General features: G+C 39.4%; 6 protein-coding genes. 5 read left to right on the forward strand and 1 reads right to left on the reverse strand.

Annotated features, from left to right (window positions below; all coding sequences use genetic code 11):
• Positions 1 to 19: 19 nt before the first annotated feature.
• Complete coding sequence (ydiJ, locus tag ACQ7EO_RS07015; protein WP_434279221.1) at positions 20 to 3,097, forward strand: D-2-hydroxyglutarate dehydrogenase YdiJ; 3,078 nt, start codon at positions 20 to 22, stop codon at positions 3,095 to 3,097.
• 542 nt (positions 3,098 to 3,639) lie between these two features.
• Here the strand turns inward: ydiJ and ACQ7EO_RS07020 are convergent.
• Positions 3,640 to 4,104, reverse strand: a complete 465-nt coding sequence (locus tag ACQ7EO_RS07020; protein ID WP_434279222.1) for a MarR family winged helix-turn-helix transcriptional regulator — start codon at positions 4,102 to 4,104, stop codon at positions 3,640 to 3,642.
• Between the two features lie 590 nt (positions 4,105 to 4,694).
• On the opposite strand from ACQ7EO_RS07020, the gene ACQ7EO_RS07025 reads away from it, so the two are divergent.
• From ACQ7EO_RS07025 to ACQ7EO_RS07040, 4 genes are all read left to right on the forward strand, one after another.
• Positions 4,695 to 6,134, forward strand: coding sequence for a TolC family outer membrane protein (locus tag ACQ7EO_RS07025; RefSeq protein ID WP_434279601.1), 1,440 nt, complete (start codon positions 4,695 to 4,697; stop codon positions 6,132 to 6,134).
• Positions 6,131 to 8,275 (forward strand): type I secretion system permease/ATPase, encoded by a 2,145-nt coding sequence (locus tag ACQ7EO_RS07030; RefSeq protein ID WP_434279223.1) that lies wholly within the window; start codon positions 6,131 to 6,133, stop codon positions 8,273 to 8,275. Before ACQ7EO_RS07025 ends, ACQ7EO_RS07030 begins: the two co-directional genes overlap by 4 nt.
• Positions 8,272 to 9,462 (forward strand): HlyD family efflux transporter periplasmic adaptor subunit, encoded by a 1,191-nt coding sequence (locus tag ACQ7EO_RS07035; RefSeq protein ID WP_434279224.1) that lies wholly within the window; start codon positions 8,272 to 8,274, stop codon positions 9,460 to 9,462. Before ACQ7EO_RS07030 ends, ACQ7EO_RS07035 begins: the two co-directional genes overlap by 4 nt.
• Positions 9,463 to 9,786: 324 nt before the next feature.
• Positions 9,787 to 26,235 carry an Ig-like domain-containing protein gene (locus tag ACQ7EO_RS07040; protein ID WP_434279225.1) on the forward strand — a complete coding sequence of 5,483 codons (16,449 nt, stop codon included), beginning with the start codon at positions 9,787 to 9,789 and terminating at the stop codon, positions 26,233 to 26,235.
• The last annotated feature ends 180 nt before the right edge of the window (positions 26,236 to 26,415 follow it).

Raw genomic sequence — 26,415 nt, forward strand, 5'->3', positions numbered from 1 at the left:
TATTGCTAAGGAGCTATCCATGATTCCGCGCCTCAATCGTTCTTCACAAATTAACAGCCTCTACTTAAAGTTTGCAACCGAATTGCGACTACGTGGGTTTGAGGGGGAGATTAGTGAAAGTTATTCTGATAGAACTGTACTGGCTACAGATAATTCGATTTATCAGATATTACCATCGCTAGTCACTTTCCCAAAAAATCAAGATGATTTGATCCGGATCTGTCGGTTAGTATCATTACCAGACTTTTCAACTATAAAACTGTTTCCAAGAGGCGGGGGAACAGGAACAAATGGGCAATCTCTTGGGAGTGGTGTAATCGTTGATATTTCGCGCCATATGAACCAAATTTTAGAGATTAATGTAGATGAACGTTGGGCAAGAGTTCAATGTGGTGTAGTTAAAGATCAGTTGGAAGTTGCGTTAAAACAATATGGTCTTTTTTTTGCACCAGAATTGTCAACTTCAAATCGCGCAACAATAGGAGGCATGATTAATACTGATGCGAGTGGGCAGGGATCTTACGTTTACGGTAAAACGAGCGACCATGTATTAGAGTTGGTTTCTGTATTTTCTGATGGAACGGTTTGGTCTTCTAAAGCTATTGATGATGAAACATTAGAGGAAATTCTAGTACAACCAAATTTAGTTGGCCAAATACATCAAGTAGTTAATAATATCCAAGTAAAAGATGGAGAAATGATTGAACAGCATTTTCCGAAATTAAATCGTAGTTTGACCGGTTATGATTTAGCGCATATCCGAGATAATAGTGGAAAGTTTAATTTAAATAGTATTTTGTGTGGATCTGAGGGGAGTTTGGGTTTTATTACCGAGGCTAAACTTAATTTATTACAAATTCCTAAATTTACAGCTCTGCTGATCGTCAGTTATTCAAATTTTAACGATACTTTACGTGATGCTCTTCGTTTAATTAAGCTCAATGCAACTTCAATTGAAACTATTGATGCAATGGTTTTAAAATTAGCTCGAGAGGATAATGCATGGTTATCTATAAAGAGTTTTTTCCCAGATCCCTTAATTCCATTGGAAGGTGTGAATTTAGTTGAATTCACTTCAGAAACAGAAGAGGAATTGGATAAACTACTAGATAATGCATTAAAGTTCTTTATAGCGAATGATAAATCAATAGGAGTGGTTGGTTATACTGTAGCTAAAGGATATCAGAATGTAGAAATGATTTGGGCAATGCGTAAACGAGCAGTGGGTCTTCTTGGGCGCCTTCGGGGAGAACAACGCCCAATTCCATTTGTCGAAGATACGGCTGTCCCGCCTGAAAATTTGGCAGATTATATTTTAGAGTTTCGTAGCTTATTAGACTCTCATGGGCTAGTTTATGGAATGTTTGGGCATGTTGATGCAGGAGTGCTACATGTAAGACCTGCTATAGATATGAAAGATCCAATACAAGAAAAGCTAATTCGTTCGATTACAGATGAGGTGGTTTTACTAACGTATAAATATGGAGGCGTATTGTGGGGTGAACATGGAAAAGGGCTCCGCTCGGAATATGCACCTAAATTTTTTGGTCCTTTGTATTCAAGACTGCAAAAAATTAAAACTATTTTTGACCCAAATAACCAGTTTAACCCAGGTAAAATTGTGGCACCTGAAGATCAAAAGTTATTACGACTTGATGCAGTTCCTACACGGGGGCAGCGTGATCGACTAATTCCTATCAATGTTCGTGATTCGTTTTCAGATACATTGCACTGCAATGGCAATGGGGCATGTTTTAATTTTGATCCAGATGATGCTATGTGCCCCTCATGGAAAGCATATCGTGATCGTCGATTTTCACCCAAGGGTCGAGCATCATTATTGCGTGAATGGTTATATTTAATGAGTGATTCTGGTTATGAGAAACAATTAAATAAGCCAGAAGTTGGTACAGGGATGCAAATTGTATCTTTACCTTTAAAAATTCGTAATACAATAGCAAAATCGGCAGGAGAATATGATTTTTCTCATGAAGTTAAAGAGGCGATGGATACCTGTTTAGCTTGTAAATCTTGTGCTGGTCAATGTCCTATTAAAGTTGATGTGCCTGATTTTAGAGCAAAGTTTTTAGCTTTTTATTATACTCGTTATCTAAGAGCCTTTAAGGACTGGGTTGTAGCTTTTATTGAAGTTTTATTACCGTGGTTAGCTAAAAAACCAGGATTGATTAACAAATTATTAATTAGTACTCCATCAAAATGGATATTAAGAAAAATTGGGTTGGTTAATATTCCTTCATTAAGTAAAATTAATTTAGTTAAAGAAGCACAACGAGCAGGTTTTGAAATTGCGACTCAAATAAATATTGCAGAAGCTGTATCTCAAGGTAGTAAACCTGTAATTATTGTACAGGATGCATTTACTAGCTATTATGAGACAAGATTAGTTCTTGATACTCTACATTTAATAAAAAAACTAGGTTTTCAACCTTTTTTAGCCCCGTATCTGCCAAATGGTAAACCACTGCATGTTCATGGATTTCTTGGGTGGTTTAGACGTGTAGCTTACAAAAATATCATTATGCTTAAGCAATTTGAAAGCGAGGGGGTTCCTTTTGTAGGAATTGATCCTGCTATGACACTGATATATCGTTCAGAATATAAAGAGGTTTTTGGAAAAATTGAATTACCACGTGTTTATTTACTTCAAGAATGGCTGGTCAATGCTTTAAGTTCTTCTATATTACCTAATATGAAAGATAAGATTAATAAACATATTGAATACATTCTTCTTTCTCATTGCACTGAAAAAACAAATGCAGTAGGAGCGATAGATAATTGGAAATATATCTTTAAGTCATTTAATATAACCTTGAAAGAGCTTTCTACAGGTTGTTGTGGTATGTCTGGTACATATGGTCATGAAGAGCGCAATCGCGTTATTTCTAAATCAATATACGAAATGAGTTGGCATTCTATAATTGAAAAATATCATTTAGACAATAATGTAATTTTAATGGCCACTGGTTATTCATGTCGAAGTCAGGTTCATATTCTTGATCAGGTTATATTATCTCACCCCGTGCAAATTTTACTTAAATTTTATGAAGATGAGATTACGAGAAATTCTAATGCTTAGTTTCGAATTAAAATTTGAAAAGAGTGTTTTTTAGGTATCTAACTGCGCAATAAAAATATGTAAATAAAACTTATCTAAGCATTAGGTTTGTACTGATCATTAATAATGAATGATAGAGATATCAAACATTTGAAATCAAACTGAAAGAGAACGTTAGTTTCAACAATGAACGAATTTTTCTTACAACTTTGATTCACAAAAGATTGATAAGTATTTTCTCTAATGCTTGATAAGTAAATAGGTTAGATTAAATATAGTCAATTAAATAGAAATGTCAGTAGAATTAAAAAAAATGTCGAATAGTTTTTTTAAATTGACTATTATTTGTATTTAGTTTAAAGATGCAATCTAAGTTTTAAATTTAATTTTGAAAAATATTGCAATATAAATTTTATGTTTTAAGAATTTTATATATTGATTTTAATTCATTTATTGTTTATGTTGGTAGGATAGCAAAAGAAGTTAAGTTTATATTCATCTTTTAGTTAAATTTTTTATTGGATTTATTAAAATGTTTTTATAGCTTTAAATATAGTTGAAAGTTACCGAGATAGCTTTTTAAAAATATATTTAAGGTTTTCTAAAGTTTTTTCAACTTCAAGTTTGGAAAGCCCTTCAAGTGATTGCGTTAAAATAATGTTACTTAAATCATTGATTTTATGAATTGCATCTTCTCCTTTATTGGTTAATATTACACGAGTATATCGGCTATCTATTTGACAGCAATATGTGTCAACAAACCCTTCATCTTTTAACCGTTGAACAATTTTTGTTGTTGTTGACATTTTATAAATCATTAATTTCGACAAGTCTGATATGGTGGAGTTATTTTTCGCTTTCAAAGCTAATAATATTTGTCGACGTGAATCATCTAAACCATATATTTTTAATGCATAATCAATGTTTTTTACGTATTGATTGTGCACTTGAGAAATCCAATAAATTGGAGAGTTCTCTAAGCTAAATTTTTTTCCTGGTAATAAAAAGTTTTTATAACTTGTATACATATTTTATATCCCAAACTTTATTGCGTTGCAAAAGTTTTTAAGAAATTTTGATAAAATTGATCATAAAAACTAGATATAGTAGAGCATATATTTTTATTAAGATTAATAAAAATATATCGGAAAATTATCTTATTTCAATTTTTAAAATATTTATCATATGTTTTATAATTTTTTTCTTATGTTTTTGATTTTTTATAATTTAATTAATTTTAATTATGTTTTAAATTTACATGGGGTTAAAATCATATTTAAATTCAAAGGCTGGGTTCTTTATATAAGTTTGGTGAAATAATTTGAATGAAGTTTTTTATGAATTTTGTTGAAAAATAAATATGGAGAGAGGTGCAAATTTATGTATTTTATGTATTAAACAGTGCTGAAAATTATTTTTAAAAATTTTTTTAATTTTCAATTGTTTGTATTTTTTTTTATGTATTTTTTTCTAAAAAAAATCTAAATTGATTGCTTGAGTTAATATGTAATAAATTTTTTCGAAAAACAGTTAGATGCATACTTTAAATCAGCATAAATTAATATTCTTTTATTTTAAATTTAAAGCTATTAAGTTTTTTGTGTTGCTTATAATAGTTATGTGCTCTGCTAACACGAGTGCGGAAATAAAAAATAATGATTCAGATTCAAAATTCAACTTAAATTTTTTTTCGCCTGTTTCTGATGAAAATTACAGATCTGTATCATTTAAACAATTAAGTAATTTCCAGTTTGAACAAAATTTAACACAAGGAATACTCTCAAAAGAACTTAGTTTATCAAATGTAGATTTTGATGTTATTACTCAACCCCAAATTAACCTATTAGATGCAATCAAATTGACAATTCAGCGTGATCCGGAAATTAGCCAAGCTATCTCTGTGCTCTCTTCTCAGAATTCTAATATTGATGTTGCTAAAGCTCAATACTACCCTCAGTTATCTGGAGGTGTTGTTACTGGGGATTTAAGTTCTGGGGAAAGAGGGCGTCAGCTATTAAATTTAAGTGCTACTCAATTGCTTTATGATTTTGGAAAAGTGAAATCTAGTGTGGATACACAACGTGCCAAACTCGTTGTTCAACAAGCAAATGTTCTGAATAGTATTGATGATATTGCTTACCAAACCGCATCAGCCATTATAAATATTGAGCGTTATCGAAGAATTAGTCAAATTGGTGAACAGCAAGTCATAGGAATTAAAAGAATTTTAGAAATAGCGAATTTACGTGCAAAAGCTGGAATAAGCAGTCAAGCAGATCCTGTTCAAGCTCAATCCTATTTGCAATCAGCGGAATCTAATTTGATTGCAGAAAAGTCACTATTACGACAATACCAACAACGTTTGACGACTTTAATTGGATTTGATATTTCCAGTAAAAGTTGGACTATTCCGGATGATTTAGTGAAATTATCTGATCTTTATGAGGATCCTGAGTTTAATACTGTTCCTAAAATGATCGAAGCGCAGGCTGAGGTCGAGGTTGCTAAATTTCAAAAAAAACAAACTGATCTTAGTCGATATCCAACTTTTTCAGTAAAAGGTTCTCTAAATCAAGCTTTGAACGGTATGAATCCAAATAATAATAAAGATAATGGGATGTTTAGTTCAGTAATGGTAGAGGCTACTAGTAACTTTTATCAGGGAGGGGCAGTTTCAGCACAAGTCAAATCAGCAAGCTACGCTGAACAGGCTGCACGTTCAAGAGTGCAGGCTGTTTATTTAGATATTTTAGATCAATTGCGTACAGCGCGTGAAAATATTGAAAGTAAACAGAAACAAATGCAGGTTTTGGCAGAAAGACAATTAAGTAGTATTAAAACTAGAGAGCTTTATCAAGAGCAATATAAATTAGGCACACGCTCTGTATTGGATTTATTGAATGCAGAAATGGCTATTCACTCGGCTAACAATGAAATGGAAACAGCTCGCTATGATATTTATGCCAGCTTACTGCAATATGTGCAAGTTACTGGTCGTACACGTCAGGTATACAAAATTAATAATATTTCAATACAAGGGTTTGAGGTGCAGCCATGAGTCAAATAACGAATTATCAACCATGGTTGCAATCAGTACTTATTATTGCAAAACATTATCGTATTGAACCATCAGAAGAGCGTATCCGACTTCAACTTGATTGGAATAAAAATCAACATATAGATGATATTTTATTTCTAATTTGTCGTCAGATGGGAATGAGCTTTCGCAAAATTACTTTCTCTCAAGATTTACTACATCCATGGCGTTTACCTGTAATTGTTGAATTTAAAGATGGTCAGATTGGTGTTATAGACAAAATGGATAATGCAGGTAATGTAAATATTCAATTTAGTGAGGAGCAAGGTTTATCTCAAAGTTTTAGTATGATGCAACTTCACCCACTTATTCATCATATTTATATAGTTAGGCCCCAAACATCAATTTCAGACGCCCGTGTTGATGAATATATTAAGCCATATAAGCCAAGCTGGTTTTGGTCGATTGTTTTAAAAGATTGGAAGCGTTACATCGATGTTATGTTTGGTTCATTAATCGCAAACATCTTGGCATTAGCTACGATTATCTTTTCAATGCAAGTTTATGACCGCGTAGTCCCTTCACAATCTTACCCAACCTTGTGGGTACTTGCTGGTGGTGTTTTATTGGCTGCAATTTTTGAGTTTGTCCTGCGTGTTTCTCGAGTTTATCTTTCGGATGTTATTGGAAAAAGAGCTGATTTAAAAATATCAGATCGAGTTTTTGGACATGCGCTACGTATAAAAAATAATGAACGTTCGAAGTCAACAGGGACATTTATTTCTCAAATACGAGAGTTAGAAGGTGTTCGTGAGCTAGTTACGTCCACAACTATTAGTGCGATTGCTGATTTGCCATTTTTCTTTTTGTTCCTTGTTATCTTCTGGTTGATTGGCGGGAACCTATTTTGGGTAATGGTATTGGTCGTTCCACTAATAATTGTGCCTGGGATATTAATGCAAAAGACATTAGCAAAGTTGGCACAAGAGGGTATGCGTGAATCTTCAATTCGAAATGCTATTTTAATTGAGACAGTACAAGGGATTGAGGATATTAAGCTATTGCGAGCTGAATCTCGTTTCCAGAATCAGTGGAATCATATGAATGAGGTTTCATCTGATATCAGTATGCGACAGCGTAAAATTATTGGGGTGCTCACGGCTTGGACGCAGAAAATTCAAGGACTCACCTATGCAATTGTGGTCTTGGTTGGTTGTTTTGCTGTAATAAAAGGTGATATGACGACAGGTGCTTTAGTTGCATGTTCAATCCTTTCTTCACGGATGCTTGCACCAATTTCACAAATCACTGGTGTTTTAGGTCGTTTACAGCAAGCGAAGGTTGCAAAGAGAAGTTTAGATGAATTAATGAAAAAGCCAGTTGATCAACCTGATGAAAAACATTTAATTCAAAAGCCTATTATCTATGGCGAATATTCTCTAACAAATGTTGTTTTTCAATATAGTCCAGATGACCCTAAAACTGCTTTAACTATTTCTAATTTAAATATAAAAGCAGGTGAAAAAATTGCCATATTGGGGCGCAATGGAGCAGGTAAATCAACGCTATTGCAGCTACTTTCAGGAATGCAGTTTCCATTACAAGGCAAAATTAATTTAGATGGTTTGGATTTGGGGCTTATCGATCCTGCAGATGTTAGACGTGATATGGGATTGCTGAATCAGAATGCACATTTATTTTATGGCACGATTCGGGAAAACCTGAAGTTGGGGGCACCATTGGCAAGTGATGAAGACATCTTTAGTGTATTAAAGGTAACTGGGGCATTAAATTTTGTTGAAGAGAAAAAAGAAGGCTTAGATCATTTGATTTTGGAAGGCGGGATCGGTTTTTCTGGTGGCCAGAGGCAAGCTTTATTATTGGCTAGGCTTCTAATACGTGATCCTAATATATTGCTATTAGATGAACCTACTGCATCAATTGATGATGTTGCAGAGAAAATATTAATCGAGCATTTAAGATTATGGTTGGGACAAAAAACGTTGGTTGTAGCAACGCATCGTCGTGCAGTATTGGAATTGGTTGATCGAATAATTGTGGTCAGTGAAGGTAAGATTGTAATGGATGGGCCACGAGATCAAATTCTAAATCAATCTTCTACATCAGCTCCTGCACAGGTTCAGACAGGAGTACATTCATGAATAATCAAGTTCAATTACCTGAGCGTTCTACTAAAGTTTCTTATAAAGAACCACCATTACCAAGCGCTAGTTTAGTGATTTGGATTATTGGGATAGGCTTGTTGGTTTTATTCGTTTGGGCATGGTTGTTTAATCTTGAAGAAGTTTCGACAGGTACTGGAAAAGTAATTCCTTCTTCAAAAGAACAGATAATTCAGTCACTTGAAGGTGGTATTTTAACAAAATTAGATGTTCAAGAGGGTGATATTGTCCAAAAGGGACAAGTATTGGCTCAGCTTGATCCTACACGTTTTGCTTCAAATGTTGGAGAGTCTCAATCTCTACTTATTGCTTCTCAAGCAACGGCAGCTAGGTTGAGATCAGAAGTAGGTGGTACACCATTAATTTTTCCAGAAGAGGTGAAAAAAGAAACTGAGTTAGTAAAAGCTGAAACTGCACTTTATAACTCTAGAAGAATAAATCTCGAAAGCTCAATTTCGGGTTTAAAACAAGCCTTACAATTAGTAAGGCAAGAATTAGCAATGACAGAACCATTAGTTTCTAAAGGTGCAGCTAGTGAAGTTGAAGTTTTACGTTTAAAACGAGAGGCAAATGATTTACAAAATAAGATTAATGATGCTCGAAATCAATATTATGTTAAATCACGTGAAGAGCTTTCAAAAGCTAATGCTGATATAGAGCAACAACTGCAAGTTGTAAAAGGGCGTACAGATACTCTAAATAGAACAACATTTAAGGCCCCTATGCGTGGAATAGTAAAAGAAATTGCCGTGACAACTTTAGGGGGCGTTATTCCCCAAAATGGTAAACTCATGACTATAGTACCTTTGGATGAGCGTTTATTAATTGAAGTTCGCATCTCACCGAGAGATATTGCTTTTATTCACCCTGGTCAAAATGCCCTCGTTAAAATTACAGCATATGATTATTCTATTTATGGTGGGCTAAAAGGAAAAGTGACAGTCATTTCTCCTGATACTATCCGTGATGAAGTGAAGCAAGATCAGTTTTATTATCGTGTTTATATTCGGACTGATGTAGATAGGCTTTATAATAAAAATGGTGTTGTATTTGGTATTACACCTGGGATGGTTGCAACTGCTGATATTCAAACAGGTGAAAAAACAATATTGGATTATTTGCTAAAGCCATTTAATAAGGCGAAAGAGGCTTTAAGAGAGAGATAAAAGGGTAAAAAATACTTTTATTTAAGAAATAAAAACAGTGTATTAAATTGTATTTTAATACACTGTTTTTATTTATGTTGTTATTTTTTTTTAATTTAAGGCATAAATAAACATGTGTGGAAAATAATTTATTCTTTTAAGGTGTTGTTTTATTGATAATTTTATAAAAAATAATAATTTAAAAAAAATAATATGATGGATGCCATGTTTTTAATTGTTGGTAATGTTGAAATGAGTGATTTTGGATTTAATATTAATAAATGGTAGAGAGTTTAAAAATGTCACCTTGATTAATTAATGTTTTAAGCCCAGGAGGGTTTCTGTATGTCTAATATAAAGGTAATATCAAAAGAAACGCATGATGTTTTGATGGAAGTGAATGAAAGTAAAATTTCTTTATCAGAAGCATCAGTAGTCATATTAAAAATGAATAAGGATGATGTTTTAAAAATTGAACAAAATGGTAATAATGCAATTATTACTCTTAAGTCAGGCGAACAAGTTATTATAGAGAATTTTTTTAATAACGTTAATTATGAAACTGAAAATAGCTTAGTCTTTGAAGATGATCAACATAAGCTTTTATGGGTACAATTTAGTGATGCAAATGGTGCTTTATTAGATAATATTACTTATAGTTATATCGAAAATATAGAGCCACTTCTTTATCATGATACTGTTGCAGGTCCTTTGCTATGGTCTTTCATTCCTACAACAGCAGCAGGAATATTATGGTGGGCCCATAATGATCATAAAAATAATAAGGAGCCTTTAATTATTGCTAAACCAAGCACACCTGAAAATTTTATTGACAATCAAGGGGACATTCAAGGCACTTTTTCTGGAGGTACTCCGACTGATGACAATACACCGGGGATTATAATTGGACCAGTTGCCCCTGGTGAAACACCGAAATTATTTGTAGATGGTAAAGAAGTTCCCTCCACTTATGATCCTAATACAGGGACATTGACACCAAATAATCCATTATCTGATGGTCAGCATGATATTACCTATACGTTGACTGATCAGGCAGGTAATACCAGTGCACCAAGTGATTCAATAAAAATTAATATTGATACGACACCTCCAGCTAAACCACCTGTACCAGAGGATTTTTTTGATAATCATGGGGATATTCAAGGGACTTTCCCAGGGGGTACTCCGACTGATGACAATACACCGGGGATTATAATTGGACCAGTTGCCCCTGGTGAAACACCGAAATTATTTGTAGATGGTAAAGAAGTTCCCTCCACTTATGATCCTAATACAGGGACATTGACACCAAATAATCCATTATCTGATGGTCAGCATGATATTACCTATACGTTGACTGATCAGGCAGGCAATACCAGTGCACCAAGTGATCCAATAGAAATTATTGTCGACACGACACCTCCTGCTAAGCCAAGTACACCGGAAAACTTTGTTGACAATCAGGGTGATATCCAAGGGACTTTCCCAGGGGGTACTCAGACTGATGACAACACCCCAGGAATTATAATTGGTCCTGTTGCACCCGGTGAAACACCGAAATTATTTGTAGATGGTAAAGAAGTTCCATCCACTTATGATCCTAATACAGGTAGATTGACACCAAATGATCCATTACCAGATGGTGAGCATGATTTTAGCTATTCGCTGACTGATCAGGCAGGTAATACCAGTGTACCAAGTGATTCAATAAAAATTAATATTGATACGACACCTCCAGCTAAACCACCTGTACCAGAGGATTTTTTTGATAATCAAGGGGATATTCAAGGCACTTTCCCTGGGGGTACTCCGACTGATGATAATACTCCGGGAATTATAATTGGTCCTGTTGCACCTGGTGAAACACCGAAATTATTTGTAGATGGTAAAGAAGTTCCATCCACTTATGATCCTAATACAGGTAGATTGACACCAAATGATCCATTACCAGATGGTGAGCATGATTTTAGCTATTCGCTGACTGATCAGGCAGGTAATACCAGTGTACCAAGTGATTCAATAAAAATTAATATTGATACGACACCTCCAGCTAAACCACCTGTACCAGAGGATTTTTTTGATAATCAAGGGGATATTCAAGGCACTTTCCCTGGGGGTACTCCGACTGATGATAATACTCCGGGAATTATAATTGGTCCTGTTGCACCTGGTGAAACACCGAAATTATTTGTAGATGGTAAAGAAGTTCCATCCACTTATGATCCTAATACAGGTAGATTGACGCCAAATGATCCATTACCAGATGGTGAGCATGATTTTAGCTATTCGCTGACTGATCAGGCAGGTAATACCAGTGTACCAAGTGATTCAATAAAAATTAATATTGATACGACACCTCCAGCTAAACCACCTGTACCAGAGGATTTTTTTGATAATCAAGGGGATACTCAAGGCACTTTCCCTGGAGGTACTCTGACTGATGATAATACTCCGGGAATTATAATTGGTCCTGTTGCACCTGGTGAAACACCGAAATTATTTGTAGATGGTAAAGAAGTTCCATCCACTTATGATCCTAATACAGGTAGATTGACGCCAAATGATCCATTACCAGATGGTGAGCATGATTTTAGCTATTCGCTGACTGATCAGGCAGGTAATACCAGTGCACCAAGTGATTCAATAAAAATTAATATTGATACGACACCTCCAGCTAAACCACCTGTACCAGAGGATTTTTTTGATAATCAAGGGGATATTCAAGGCACTTTCCCTGGGGGTACTCCGACTGATGATAATACTCCGGGAATTATAATTGGTCCTGTTGCACCTGGTGAAACACCGAAATTATTTGTAGATGGTAAAGAAGTTCCATCCACTTATGATCCTAATACAGGTAGATTGACGCCAAATGATCCATTACCAGATGGTGAGCATGATTTTAGCTATTCGCTGACTGATCAGGCAGGTAATACCAGTGTACCAAGTGATTCAATAAAAATTAATATTGATACGACACCTCCAGCTAAACCACCTGTACCAGAGGATTTTTTTGATAATCAAGGGGATATTCAAGGCACTTTCCCTGGGGGTACTCCGACTGATGATAATACTCCGGGAATTATAATTGGTCCTGTTGCACCTGGTGAAACACCGAAATTATTTGTAGATGGTAAAGAAGTTCCATCCACTTATGATCCTAATACAGGTAGATTGACGCCAAATGATCCATTACCAGATGGTGAGCATGATTTTAGCTATTCGCTGACTGATCAGGCAGGTAATACCAGTGCACCAAGTGATTCAATAAAAATTAATATTGATACGACACCTCCAGCTAAACCACCTGTACCAGAGGATTTTTTTGATAATCAAGGGGATACTCAAGGCACTTTCCCTGGAGGTACTCTGACTGATGATAATACTCCGGGAATTATAATTGGTCCTGTTGCACCCGGTGAAACACCGAAATTATTTGTAGATGGTAAAGAAGTTCCATCCACTTATGATCCTAATACAGGTAGATTGACGCCAAATGATCCATTACCAGATGGTGAGCATGATTTTAGCTATTCGCTGACTGATCAGGCAGGTAATACCAGTGTACCAAGTGATTCAATAAAAATTAATATTGATACGACACCTCCAGCTAAACCACCTGTACCAGAGGATTTTTTTGATAATCAAGGGGATATTCAAGGCACTTTCCCTGGAGGTACTCCGACTGATGATAATACTCCGGGAATTATAATTGGTCCTGTTGCACCCGGTGAAACACCGAAATTATTTGTAGATGGTAAAGAAGTTCCATCCACTTATGATCCTAATACAGGTAGATTGACGCCAAATGATCCATTACCAGATGGTGAGCATGATTTTAGCTATTCGCTGACTGATCAGGCAGGTAATACCAGTGTACCAAGTGATTCAATAAAAATTAATATTGATACGACACCTCCAGCTAAACCACCTGTACCAGAGGATTTTTTTGATAATCAAGGGGATATTCAAGGCACTTTCCCTGGAGGTACTCCGACTGATGATAATACTCCGGGAATTATAATTGGTCCTGTTGCACCCGGTGAAACACCGAAATTATTTGTAGATGGTAAAGAAGTTCCCTCCACTTATGATCCTAATACAGGTAGATTGACGCCAAATGATCCATTACCAGATGGTGAGCATGATTTTAGCTATTCGCTGACTGATCAGGCAGGTAATACCAGTGTACCAAGTGATTCAATAAAAATTAATATTGATACCAGTGCTCCAACTCAAACAACGGTGATTACGACAGTTGTTGATGATGTCGCACCACAAACTGGAAATGTAGCCAATGGTGGTACAACAAATGATGTGACCCCAGAATTACAGGGTACGATCAGTGCAGTATTGGGTTCAGGTGAAGTTGTTGCGGTGTATCGTGATGGCGTCAAAGTTGGTACAGCAACGGTCACCGGGACCAGTTGGACTTATTCAGATGCGGGCTTGGCGGATGGTGTAAATTATGTCTATACCGCACAAGTGGAAGATGCAGCAGGTAACCAAGGTTCAATATCGAACAACTATGCGATTTCTGTTGACACTACAGCGCCAACTCAAACAACGGTGATTACGACAGTTGTTGATGATGTCGCACCACAAACTGGAAATGTAGCCAATGGTGGTACAACAAATGATGTGACCCCAGAATTACAGGGTACGATCAGTGCAGTATTGGGTTCAGGTGAAGTTGTTGCGGTGTATCGTGATGGTGTCAAAGTTGGTACAGCAACGGTCACCGGGACCAGTTGGACTTATTCAGATGCGGGCTTGGCGGATGGTGTAAATTATGTCTATACCGCACAAGTGGAAGATGCAGCAGGTAACCAAGGTTCAGTATCGAACAACTATGCGATTTCTGTTGACACTACAGCGCCAACTCAAACAACGGTGATTACGACAGTTGTTGATGATGTCGCACCACAAACTGGAAATGTAGCCAATGGTGGTACAACAAATGATGTGACCCCAGAATTACAGGGTACGATCAGTGCAGTATTGGGTTCAGGTGAAGTTGTTGCGGTGTATCGTGATGGTGTCAAAGTTGGTACAGCAACGGTCACCGGGACCAGTTGGACTTATTCAGATGCGGGCTTGGCGGATGGTGTAAATTATGTCTATACCGCACAAGTGGAAGATGCAGCAGGTAACCAAGGTTCAGTATCGAACAACTATGCGATTTCTGTTGACACTACAGCGCCAACTCAAACAACGGTGATTACGACAGTTGTTGATGATGTCGCACCACAAACTGGAAATGTAGCCAATGGTGGTACAACAAATGATGTGACCCCAGAATTACAGGGTACGATCAGTGCAGTATTGGGTTCAGGTGAAGTTGTTGCGGTGTATCGTGATGGCGTCAAAGTTGGTACAGCAACGGTCACCGGGACCAGTTGGACTTATTCAGATGCGGGCTTGGCGGATGGTGTAAATTATGTCTATACCGCACAAGTGGAAGATGCAGCAGGTAACCAAGGTTCAGTATCGAACAACTATGCGATTTCTGTTGACACTACAGCGCCAACTCAAACAACGGTGATTACGACAGTTGTTGATGATGTCGCACCACAAACTGGAAATGTAGCCAATGGTGGTACAACAAATGATGTGACCCCAGAATTACAGGGTACGATCAGTGCAGTATTGGGTTCAGGTGAAGTTGTTGCGGTGTATCGTGATGGTGTCAAAGTTGGTACAGCAACGGTCACCGGGACCAGTTGGACTTATTCAGATGCGGGCTTGGCGGATGGTGTAAATTATGTCTATACCGCACAAGTGGAAGATGCAGCAGGTAACCAAGGTTCAGTATCGAACAACTATGCGATTTCTGTTGACACTACAGCGCCAACTCAAACAACGGTGATTACGACAGTTGTTGATGATGTCGCACCACAAACTGGAAATGTAGGCAATGGTGGTACAACAAATGATGTGACCCCAGAATTACAGGGTACGATCAGTGCAGTATTGGGTTCAGGTGAAGTTGTTGCGGTGTATCGTGATGGTGTCAAAGTTGGTACAGCAACGGTCACCGGGACCAGTTGGACTTATTCAGATGCGGGCTTGGCGGATGGTGTAAATTATGTCTATACCGCACAAGTGGAAGATGCAGCAGGTAACCAAGGTTCAGTATCGAACAACTATGCGATTTCTGTTGACACTACAGCGCCAACTCAAACAACGGTGATTACGACAGTTGTTGATGATGTCGCACCACAAACTGGAAATGTAGCCAATGGTGGTACAACAAATGATGTGACCCCAGAATTACAGGGTACGATCAGTGCAGTATTGGGTTCAGGTGAAGTTGTTGCGGTGTATCGTGATGGCGTCAAAGTTGGTACAGCAACGGTCACCGGGACCAGTTGGACTTATTCAGATGCGGGCTTGGCGGATGGTGTAAATTATGTCTATACCGCACAAGTGGAAGATGCAGCAGGTAACCAAGGTTCAGTATCGAACAACTATGCGATTTCTGTTGACACTACAGCGCCAACTCAAACAACGGTGATTACGACAGTTGTTGATGATGTCGCACCACAAACTGGAAATGTAGCCAATGGTGGTACAACAAATGATGTGACCCCAGAATTACAGGGTACGATCAGTGCAGTATTGGGTTCAGGTGAAGTTGTTGCGGTGTATCGTGATGGTGTCAAAGTTGGTACAGCAACGGTCACCGGGACCAGTTGGACTTATTCAGATGCGGGCTTGGCGGATGGTGTAAATTATGTCTATACCGCACAAGTGGAAGATGCAGCAGGTAACCAAGGTTCAGTATCGAACAACTATGCGATTTCTGTTGACACTACAGCGCCAACTCAAACAACGGTGATTACGACAGTTGTTGATGATGTCGCACCACAAACTGGAAATGTAGCCAATGGTGGTACAACAAATGATGTGACCCCAGAATTACAGGGTACGATCAGTGCAGTATTGGGTTCAGGTGAAGTTGTTGCGGTGTATCGTGATGGTGTCAAAGTTGGTACAGCAACGGTCACCGGGACCAGTTGGACTTATTCAGATGCGGGCTTGGCGGATGGTGTAAATTATGTCTATACCGCACAAGTGGAAGATGCAGCAGGTAACCAAGGTTCAGTATCGAACAACTATGCGATTTCTGTTGACACTACAGCGCCAACTCAAACAACGGTGATTACGACAGTTGTTGATGATGTCGCACCACAAACTGGAAATGTAGCCAATGGTGGTACAACAAATGATGTGACCCCAGAATTACAGGGTACGATCAGTGCAGTATTGGGTTCAGGTGAAGTTGTTGCGGTGTATCGTGATGGTGTCAAAGTTGGTACAGCAACGGTCACCGGGACCAGTTGGACTTATTCAGATGCGGGCTTGGCGGATGGTGTAAATTATGTCTATACCGCACAAGTGGAAGATGCAGCAGGTAACCAAGGTTCAGTATCGAACAACTATGCGATTTCTGTTGACACTACAGCGCCAACTCAAACAACGGTGATTACGACAGTTGTTGATGATGTCGCACCACAAACTGGAAATGTAGGCAATGGTGGTACAACAAATGATGTGACCCCAGAATTACAGGGTACGATCAGTGCAGTATTGGGTTCAGGTGAAGTTGTTGCGGTGTATCGTGATGGTGTCAAAGTTGGTACAGCAACGGTCACCGGGACCAGTTGGACTTATTCAGATGCGGGCTTGGCGGATGGTGTAAATTATGTCTATACCGCACAAGTGGAAGATGCAGCAGGTAACCAAGGTTCAGTATCGAACAACTATGCGATTTCTGTTGACACTACAGCGCCAACTCAAACAACGGTGATTACGACAGTTGTTGATGATGTCGCACCACAAACTGGAAATGTAGCCAATGGTGGTACAACAAATGATGTGACCCCAGAATTACAGGGTACGATCAGTGCAGTATTGGGTTCAGGTGAAGTTGTTGCGGTGTATCGTGATGGTGTCAAAGTTGGTACAGCAACGGTCACCGGGACCAGTTGGACTTATTCAGATGCGGGCTTGGCGGATGGTGTAAATTATGTCTATACCGCACAAGTGGAAGATGCAGCAGGTAACCAAGGTTCAGTATCGAACAACTATGCGATTTCTGTTGACACTACAGCGCCAACTCAAACAACGGTGATTACGACAGTTGTTGATGATGTCGCACCACAAACTGGAAATGTAGCCAATGGTGGTACAACAAATGATGTGACCCCAGAATTACAGGGTACGATCAGTGCAGTATTGGGTTCAGGTGAAGTTGTTGTGGTGTATCGTGATGGTGTCAAAGTTGGTACAGCAACGGTCACCGGGACCAGTTGGACTTATTCAGATGCGGGCTTGGCGGATGGTGTAAATTATGTCTATACCGCACAAGTGGAAGATGCAGCAGGTAACCAAGGTTCAGTATCGAACAACTATGCGATTTCTGTTGACACTACAGCGCCAACTCAAACAACGGTGATTACGACAGTTGTTGATGATGTCGCACCACAAACTGGAAATGTAGCCAATGGTGGTACAACAAATGATGTGACCCCAGAATTACAGGGTACGATCAGTGCAGTATTGGGTTCAGGTGAAGTTGTTGCGGTGTATCGTGATGGCGTCAAAGTTGGTACAGCAACGGTCACCGGGACCAGTTGGACTTATTCAGATGCGGGCTTGGCGGATGGTGTAAATTATGTCTATACCGCACAAGTGGAAGATGCAGCAGGTAACCAAGGTTCAGTATCGAACAACTATGCGATTTCTGTTGACACTACAGCGCCAACTCAAACAACGGTGATTACGACAGTTGTTGATGATGTCGCACCACAAACTGGAAATGTAGGCAATGGTGGTACAACAAATGATGTGACCCCAGAATTACAGGGTACGATCAGTGCAGTATTGGGTTCAGGTGAAGTTGTTGTGGTGTATCGTGATGGTGTCAAAGTTGGTACAGCAACGGTCACCGGGACCAGTTGGACTTATTCAGATGCGGGCTTGGCGGATGGTGTAAATTATGTCTATACCGCACAAGTGGAAGATGCAGCAGGTAACCAAGGTTCAGTATCGAACAACTATGCGATTTCTGTTGACACTACAGCGCCAACTCAAACAACGGTGATTACGACAGTTGTTGATGATGTCGCACCACAAACTGGAAATGTAGGCAATGGTGGTACAACAAATGATGTGACCCCAGAATTACAGGGTACGATCAGTGCAGTATTGGGTTCAGGTGAAGTTGTTGCGGTGTATCGTGATGGCGTCAAAGTTGGTACAGCAACGGTCACCGGGACCAGTTGGACTTATTCAGATGCGGGCTTGGCGGATGGTGTAAATTATGTCTATACCGCACAAGTGGAAGATGCAGCAGGTAACCAAGGTTCAGTATCGAACAACTATGCGATTTCTGTTGACACTACAGCGCCAACTCAAACAACGGTGATTACGACAGTTGTTGATGATGTCGCACCACAAACTGGAAATGTAGCCAATGGTGGTACAACAAATGATGTGACCCCAGAATTACAGGGTACGATCAGTGCAGTATTGGGTTCAGGTGAAGTTGTTGCGGTGTATCGTGATGGCGTCAAAGTTGGTACAGCAACGGTCACCGGGACCAGTTGGACTTATTCAGATGCGGGCTTGGCGGATGGTGTAAATTATGTCTATACCGCACAAGTGGAAGATGCAGCAGGTAACCAAGGTTCAATATCGAACAACTATGCGATTTCTGTTGACACTACAGCGCCAACTCAAACAACGGTGATTACGACAGTTGTTGATGATGTCGCACCACAAACTGGAAATGTAGCCAATGGTGGTACAACAAATGATGTGACCCCAGAATTACAGGGTACGATCAGTGCAGTATTGGGTTCAGGTGAAGTTGTTGCGGTGTATCGTGATGGTGTCAAAGTTGGTACAGCAACGGTCACCGGGACCAGTTGGACTTATTCAGATGCGGGCTTGGCGGATGGTGTAAATTATGTCTATACCGCACAAGTGGAAGATGCAGCAGGTAACCAAGGTTCAGTATCGAACAACTATGCGATTTCTGTTGACACTACAGCGCCAACTCAAACAACGGTGATTACGACAGTTGTTGATGATGTCGCACCACAAACTGGAAATGTAGGCAATGGTGGTACAACAAATGATGTGACCCCAGAATTACAGGGTACGATCAGTGCAGTATTGGGTTCAGGTGAAGTTGTTGCGGTGTATCGTGATGGCGTCAAAGTTGGTACAGCAACGGTCACCGGGACCAGTTGGACTTATTCAGATGCGGGCTTGGCGGATGGTGTAAATTATGTCTATACCGCACAAGTGGAAGATGCAGCAGGTAACCAAGGTTCAGTATCGAACAACTATGCGATTTCTGTTGACACTACAGCGCCAACTCAAACAACGGTGATTACGACAGTTGTTGATGATGTCGCACCACAAACTGGAAATGTAGCCAATGGTGGTACAACAAATGATGTGACCCCAGAATTACAGGGTACGATCAGTGCAGTATTGGGTTCAGGTGAAGTTGTTGCGGTGTATCGTGATGGCGTCAAAGTTGGTACAGCAACGGTCACCGGGACCAGTTGGACTTATTCAGATGCGGGCTTGGCGGATGGTGTAAATTATGTCTATACCGCACAAGTGGAAGATGCAGCAGGTAACCAAGGTTCAATATCGAACAACTATGCGATTTCTGTTGACACTACAGCGCCAACTCAAACAACGGTGATTACGACAGTTGTTGATGATGTCGCACCACAAACTGGAAATGTAGCCAATGGTGGTACAACAAATGATGTGACCCCAGAATTACAGGGTACGATCAGTGCAGTATTGGGTTCAGGTGAAGTTGTTGCGGTGTATCGTGATGGTGTCAAAGTTGGTACAGCAACGGTCACCGGGACCAGTTGGACTTATTCAGATGCGGGCTTGGCGGATGGTGTAAATTATGTCTATACCGCACAAGTGGAAGATGCAGCAGGTAACCAAGGTTCAGTATCGAACAACTATACGATTTCTGTTGTTACCAGTGCACCGACACAAACAGTAACCATTGATAATTATCTCGACAATGTTGGTACACCTGAGGTAAAAGGAAGTGGCACCACTACAGATGACACTACGCCTACATTAACAGGAAGTATCACTTCAGGAGTGTTGTCAGGTTATACGATAAATGTATATCAAAATAATGTTCTAGTGTCTTCCATTGTATTAACTGCTGGTCAAACTGCATGGAGTTATACACCAGCATCTGTATTGAACTTTGGAGCGTATAGCTACTTTGTTAAATTGATGGATCTGGCTGGGAATGAAAGTACACCAACAGCAGACTTTAATTTGACTGTGGATACTACAGCTACATTCACCACGTTAACAACTGATACGAGTGCTGCATTGAATAGTGGTTATACCACCAATAATGATGCGACTAATACCGACTTAGTTACTCGTGACAGTACACCAATTCTAAATGGTAGTATTGAACGTGGTTTACAAGCAAATGAACAAGTAACGATCAGTCTAGATGGGGGAAGTAATTGGATTGTAGTGCAAAACAACTTAGGCGCTACAACATGGAGTTATACAGCACTGGCCTATACTGTATCAGCAACAGTACCATTACAGGTACGTGTTGAAAATACAGCCAATGGTAGTCATGGTACAAGTACTACTACGAATTATACGGTCGATTTGGTTGCACCAGTCATGTCATTGACAGCACCAGATTTAGCAAATGCTGCAAGCATTGATTCTGATGGTGATAAGAACATATTGGCTTCAAATACGTTGAATTTCAGTAGTGCTATTGATGGTACCGCAGAAGTAGGCAGTACGGTGGCATTAATTGTTGATATCAATGGTGATGGAATTTATACAGAAGGTGTCGATCGAGTTATTAGTAGCACGTTAATTGGTGCTGGCGGTAATTGGAACATGGCAGTCAATTTGACTAGTGGGTCATATCATCTAGGTTATGTAGTGTGGGATGCTGCAGGAAACCGTAGCCTTTTAAGTGCAACTACTCAATTTGACATAGTCAATGCATTGGGTAATGCAGCAGCGATCAATACGAGTTTTGGAACCAACCCTACTACAGGTTATGGTAGTAGTATGATCATTAATAGCAGTGGTAACTGGAGCTTTTTGAGTGATCAGGCGGTGTATGTTGGAAGTTCCAACAATACATATACAACAACTGTTTTAACGATTGGAGCTGGTAACGCCAGTTCATATTCCTTTGGTGATTTTAATCTGGATGGTAATATTGACATCGTTGGAGCAGATACTGCTATTACATTTACTGCACCAATCTGGACGGGGACTAGTTCAGGAGGTTTTACAGCAGGAACAACTTCTGCAGGAACTACAGTAGCTCAAGGTGGTACTGTACTGATTGATATGGATGGAGATGGTTATCTGGATGCAGTCATCGGTGATTATGGTTCTGATTCAGCAAGTTTCTTAAAAAATACCAACGGATCATTTACAGTTTATGGTAGAGCAGCTGGCTCAACATCATCAAATATCAGCACTTTGGCGATGGATCGAGAAAACTCCGGAGTAGATTTAAATAATGATGGTAAAGTGGATCTTGCATTACATGTCGGCATAAGCCAATCAGGTAATAGCAATCTCTTTACATTAAGTTTGTTATTAAATAATGGAACAACGAGTAATACAGGTGCTAACTGGACAGAAGCTCAAGTAGTTGATAACGTTTTTAGAGTGTCTAGAGGTACAGGGGATTCAATTTCACCATCATCCATGACTTGGGCAGACTTTAATGGTGATGGTTATCTAGACTTGTATTTGAATGGTACTAATACTGGTACAGCGGCCAATAGTAAAATCTTTTTGAATAATAATGGTACTTTGGCAACAACTGGTATAGCCATTGCAGGTGATACTTTGGATGGCGAAGCGTCCGTCGCAGTAGACTGGAATGGTGACGGAAAAATGGATGCCATCGAGGTTGATTATGCAACTGGTATAGCCAACCTTTATACCAACAGTGGTAATGTTGCAGCGGGATGGACCACCACTCAGTTGGCAGATATGGCAAATAACTCACTCAATGGTGTGTCAGCAGCTGACTATGATTGGGATGGTGATATTGATTTGTTAGCAAGTTTTACTGGCAGTGCCGCTACGCAGCTGATTGCCAATACCAATCAGGTCAAAGATGGTACTGCTTTGCATCTACGTATTGTCAATGCAGAAGGGCATAATATCTACTATGGTAATACCGTACAAATATTTGATTCTAGTGGTCGTTTAGTCTCTACTCAAATCATTAACCCGCAGTCTGGAGTTTGGAGCAATGACGGTTCTGCGATTGTTAATGTGTTTGGTTTAAGCGCATCGGAAACTTATACGGTTAAATTACTAACGAATAATAATGGTACGTCAACAACTTACTCATGGAATGTTTCAACTGGAGCAGCAACTGATGCACAGGTTTTAACCACAGGTGGACTAACTGCTGCCAATCCAACGACGTTAATAGGTACAGGTTATAATGACACTTATGTCGTTTATAACGTCGCTGGCGGCACCACCACTTATAATGGCGGTGGTGGCTGGAGCCTGCCTGTTTTGAAAGGTGAAAACAAAACTTGGGTGGCAACAGGTGGTATGGATATTGTCGATTTTCAGAATGCCACTAATGGGATTAATGTCAATCTTCAAACTGGTAATGTATCGGGATGGGGAACACTGACTACACTCAGCAATGTAGAAGGCGTACGTGGCAGTGCTCAGGCCGATATATTAACAGGTAACAACTTTGATAATATCTTTGAAGGGCGTGGCGGTAACGATACTATTATCTTGGGTAGTAATGGTGGCAATGATCGACTGGTGTATAATCTGTTAAATGCATCTGATACTGCGACTGGAGGTAACGGTAGTGATACTGTCACAGGTTTCAGCGTTGGCAGTTTGGCCAATGCAGCAAATACCGATGCCGACTTAATTGATCTTGGTGGTTTGCTGAGTAAGTATACGGGAACAGCCTATGTATACTATGATGCCACCACAGGAGTCTATACTCTGGACACAGCATCTGCTGGTCTGCGTGGCTATTTACAGGTCAGTAGTAATGGTACTGATACAGTGATTTCCGTTGACAGCACTGGTAGCGGTAATTTTACGACACCATTGCTAACCTTAACAGGGGTAAATACCACACTGGAAACTTTGTTGGCGAATGGGCAATTGTTGATAGGTAGTGTGACTTCGCTGTCGGTGCATATTAATAGTCAAAGTACTACAGATACTACACCGATTATTACAGGCAGCTTACCGATTGGTCTAACCACAGGAGAAGTCTTGCAAGTGACGGTAAACGGTATTACTTACAGTAGTGCTAATAGCGGCACCAATGCTGTGGTAATTGATCCGCTCAACAAGACTTGGTATATACAGGTTCCAACGGCATTGAGTTCGGGTACTTATGAAGTATCAGCTGTAGTAAAAGATGGTACAGGCGGTATATTAATGCAAGACAATTCAGTAAATGAACTGCAAATTGTCACTAATTCTACTCTATTGACACCAGCTTGGGGGAATGCAGCCAGTGGTAATGTGATAGGTGGTGCGACAGTTTCATTAGGACAAAACGGTTTATGGTCATTCTTCCAAACAAGCCCAACCGCAACTGTGGGTACTATTTACAACAGCACTGGGTTGAACAGCTATAGCAGCATTACACTAAGTGGGGCAACTGGTGGAATATCTGGTGCTTCATTTGCTGATTTTAACCGTGATGGTTATATGGATGTGTTTACCAACAGTCGATCTGGCGGTTCACCACAAACTGTTTGGACAACAACAGATGGTGTGAATTATATTAGCCAATCATTGGCTAGCGGAACTTCCATGTGGGAAGGTGCTGTAGTGGCTTATGATAAAACTGGTGATGGCTATTTGGATTTTGCATATGGCGATACTGGTAATGATTCAATGACATTTATTACCAATACTGCAGGTACTTTATCTTTACTAGGTGGAGGGGCTCAGGGTAGACCAACTGGTGTGACTGGGAATACATTCTCTGAAGTTTCGGCAGTGGATCTAACCAATGATGGTGCAGTGGATGTGATTCAACACACCACTAGTGCAACTACACCAACGATAGGTGATGCTTATACCTTGACTTTATTGACTAATTTACAAAATTCTGTCACAGCCTTTACCCAAACCAATATTACTGGTGTCTTTAGAACAGGGGTAGGTGGTGATCCAGCATCTGCGACGGCAATGACTTGGGCCGACTTTAACAATGATGGTAAAATGGATTTATTCCTGGGTGCAGGACGTGACGCGGCAAATACTACTGATACTGCTGCCAGCCGTGTTTATTGGAACAGTGGATCAGGTAATCTATTTGGCACAGCATCAGGTAATAATGGTGGTCAGGCAACTTATTTTTCAGATACGTTGGCTGGCGGGGCTTCAGTGGCCGTAGATTGGAACAATGATGGTAAGATGGACATTGTGGAACTGCCACGTTCAGTCTTTAATGCAGTCCCTAATTTGTATACCAATAACGGCAATGGTAGTTTTACTCAAAGTACTTTGGGTACAACACTCACAGGAATCGATGGTGCTTTAGCAGTGGACTATAACTGGGATGGAGCAGTTGATGTATTGGCTTATAAAGGTGGTGCTAACACCATTTTGCTGCAAAATACTAATACTGTTGCGGACGGTACAAGTATTCACTTACGCATTTTGGATGCCAATGGTCTAAACGTTTATTATGGCAATACTGTACAGTTATACAACAGTGCAGGGATTTTGGTGTCTTCACAAATATTGAATCCACAATCGGGTGTGTTTGGTGCAGACGGTTCAGGCCTCGTTAATTTTTATGGCTTGAATGCCAACGAAAGTTATACAGCAGTTTTGGTTAAAAGTGCGAATGCTATTTCTCAGGATGTTGGTGGTTTAGCGAGTTTGGGCGGAAACACTATTGAAAATGTCAACTTGAGTTGGACAGGATTAACTGCTGGTGCAGCCACACAGGCATATGTACTATCGGCGGAGACAAGTGCAAATGTTGCCAATGGTAAATTTATTGGTACTGGATACAATGACATTTTCTTTGCGACAGCAGGTACAGATACTTATGATGGAAGTGGCGGTACTTTAGTTGACTTATCTGGGAATAGTAAATGGAGCTCGACAGGTGGGCTAGATATTGTTGACTATAAACTAGCAGGCAGTACTGCATTGACTATTGATTTGTCTAATACGGCTGCACAAAACACTGGTTTTGGAATAGCGAGTTTTAAGAATATTGAAGGTCTTGCTGGTAGCAATGGAAATGATACTTTCACTGGCAACACAGCAAATAACCAATTTGAAGGGCGAGGAGGAAATGATACTTTTAATATCGGCAATGGTGGTCAAGACACCATATTGTATAAAGTATTGTTAGCAAGTGATGCTACAGGTGGTAATGGCTCAGACACAGTGAATGGTTTCACCGTTGGTGTTGCAGAAGCCACACCAGATGCAGATCGTATTGATTTGAAAGCGTTATTAACTGGTTACACTGCTGATGCAGATGGTGCTGCTCATTATATTAATGGTACAGCAACCATTGATACAGGAGATACTATTGCTAATTATCTAAATGTAACTCAAATTGGTAATAATACAGTGATTAGTATAGATCGTGATGGTTTGGTTGGTGGAACAAATTACACGCCATTAGTAACTCTAAATAATGTTCATACAGATTTGGAAACATTACTTGCAAATCATCAAATTGTAATTGGTTAAAATATATTTGACTAATAAAAATGGTACTTAGGTACCATTTTTATTGATTATTAAAAAACCAATTAATCATTTTTTGTTCAATATTAGCCCCCAGCAAAATCTATGTATGAAATATCTCGGCTCAAAAGGTTTTCTGATTTTTAGCTAAGCGTCATAAAGGCATATCTCGTTTGGCATTTC

This window comes from Acinetobacter sp. CE-15 (assembly GCF_051059255.1).
GTDB classification, from domain to species: domain Bacteria; phylum Pseudomonadota; class Gammaproteobacteria; order Pseudomonadales; family Moraxellaceae; genus Acinetobacter; species Acinetobacter guillouiae.

Coding starts and splice junctions, on each gene's coding strand:
- ydiJ (WP_434279221.1), top strand. CDS start 20: ATGATTCCGCGCCTCAATCGTTCTTCACAAATTAACAGCCTCTACTTA.
- ACQ7EO_RS07020 (WP_434279222.1), bottom strand. CDS start 4,104: ATGTATACAAGTTATAAAAACTTTTTATTACCAGGAAAAAAATTTAGC.
- ACQ7EO_RS07025 (WP_434279601.1), top strand. CDS start 4,695: ATGTGCTCTGCTAACACGAGTGCGGAAATAAAAAATAATGATTCAGAT.
- ACQ7EO_RS07040 (WP_434279225.1), top strand. CDS start 9,787: ATGTCTAATATAAAGGTAATATCAAAAGAAACGCATGATGTTTTGATG.
- ACQ7EO_RS07030 (WP_434279223.1), top strand. CDS start 6,131: ATGAGTCAAATAACGAATTATCAACCATGGTTGCAATCAGTACTTATT.
- ACQ7EO_RS07035 (WP_434279224.1), top strand. CDS start 8,272: ATGAATAATCAAGTTCAATTACCTGAGCGTTCTACTAAAGTTTCTTAT.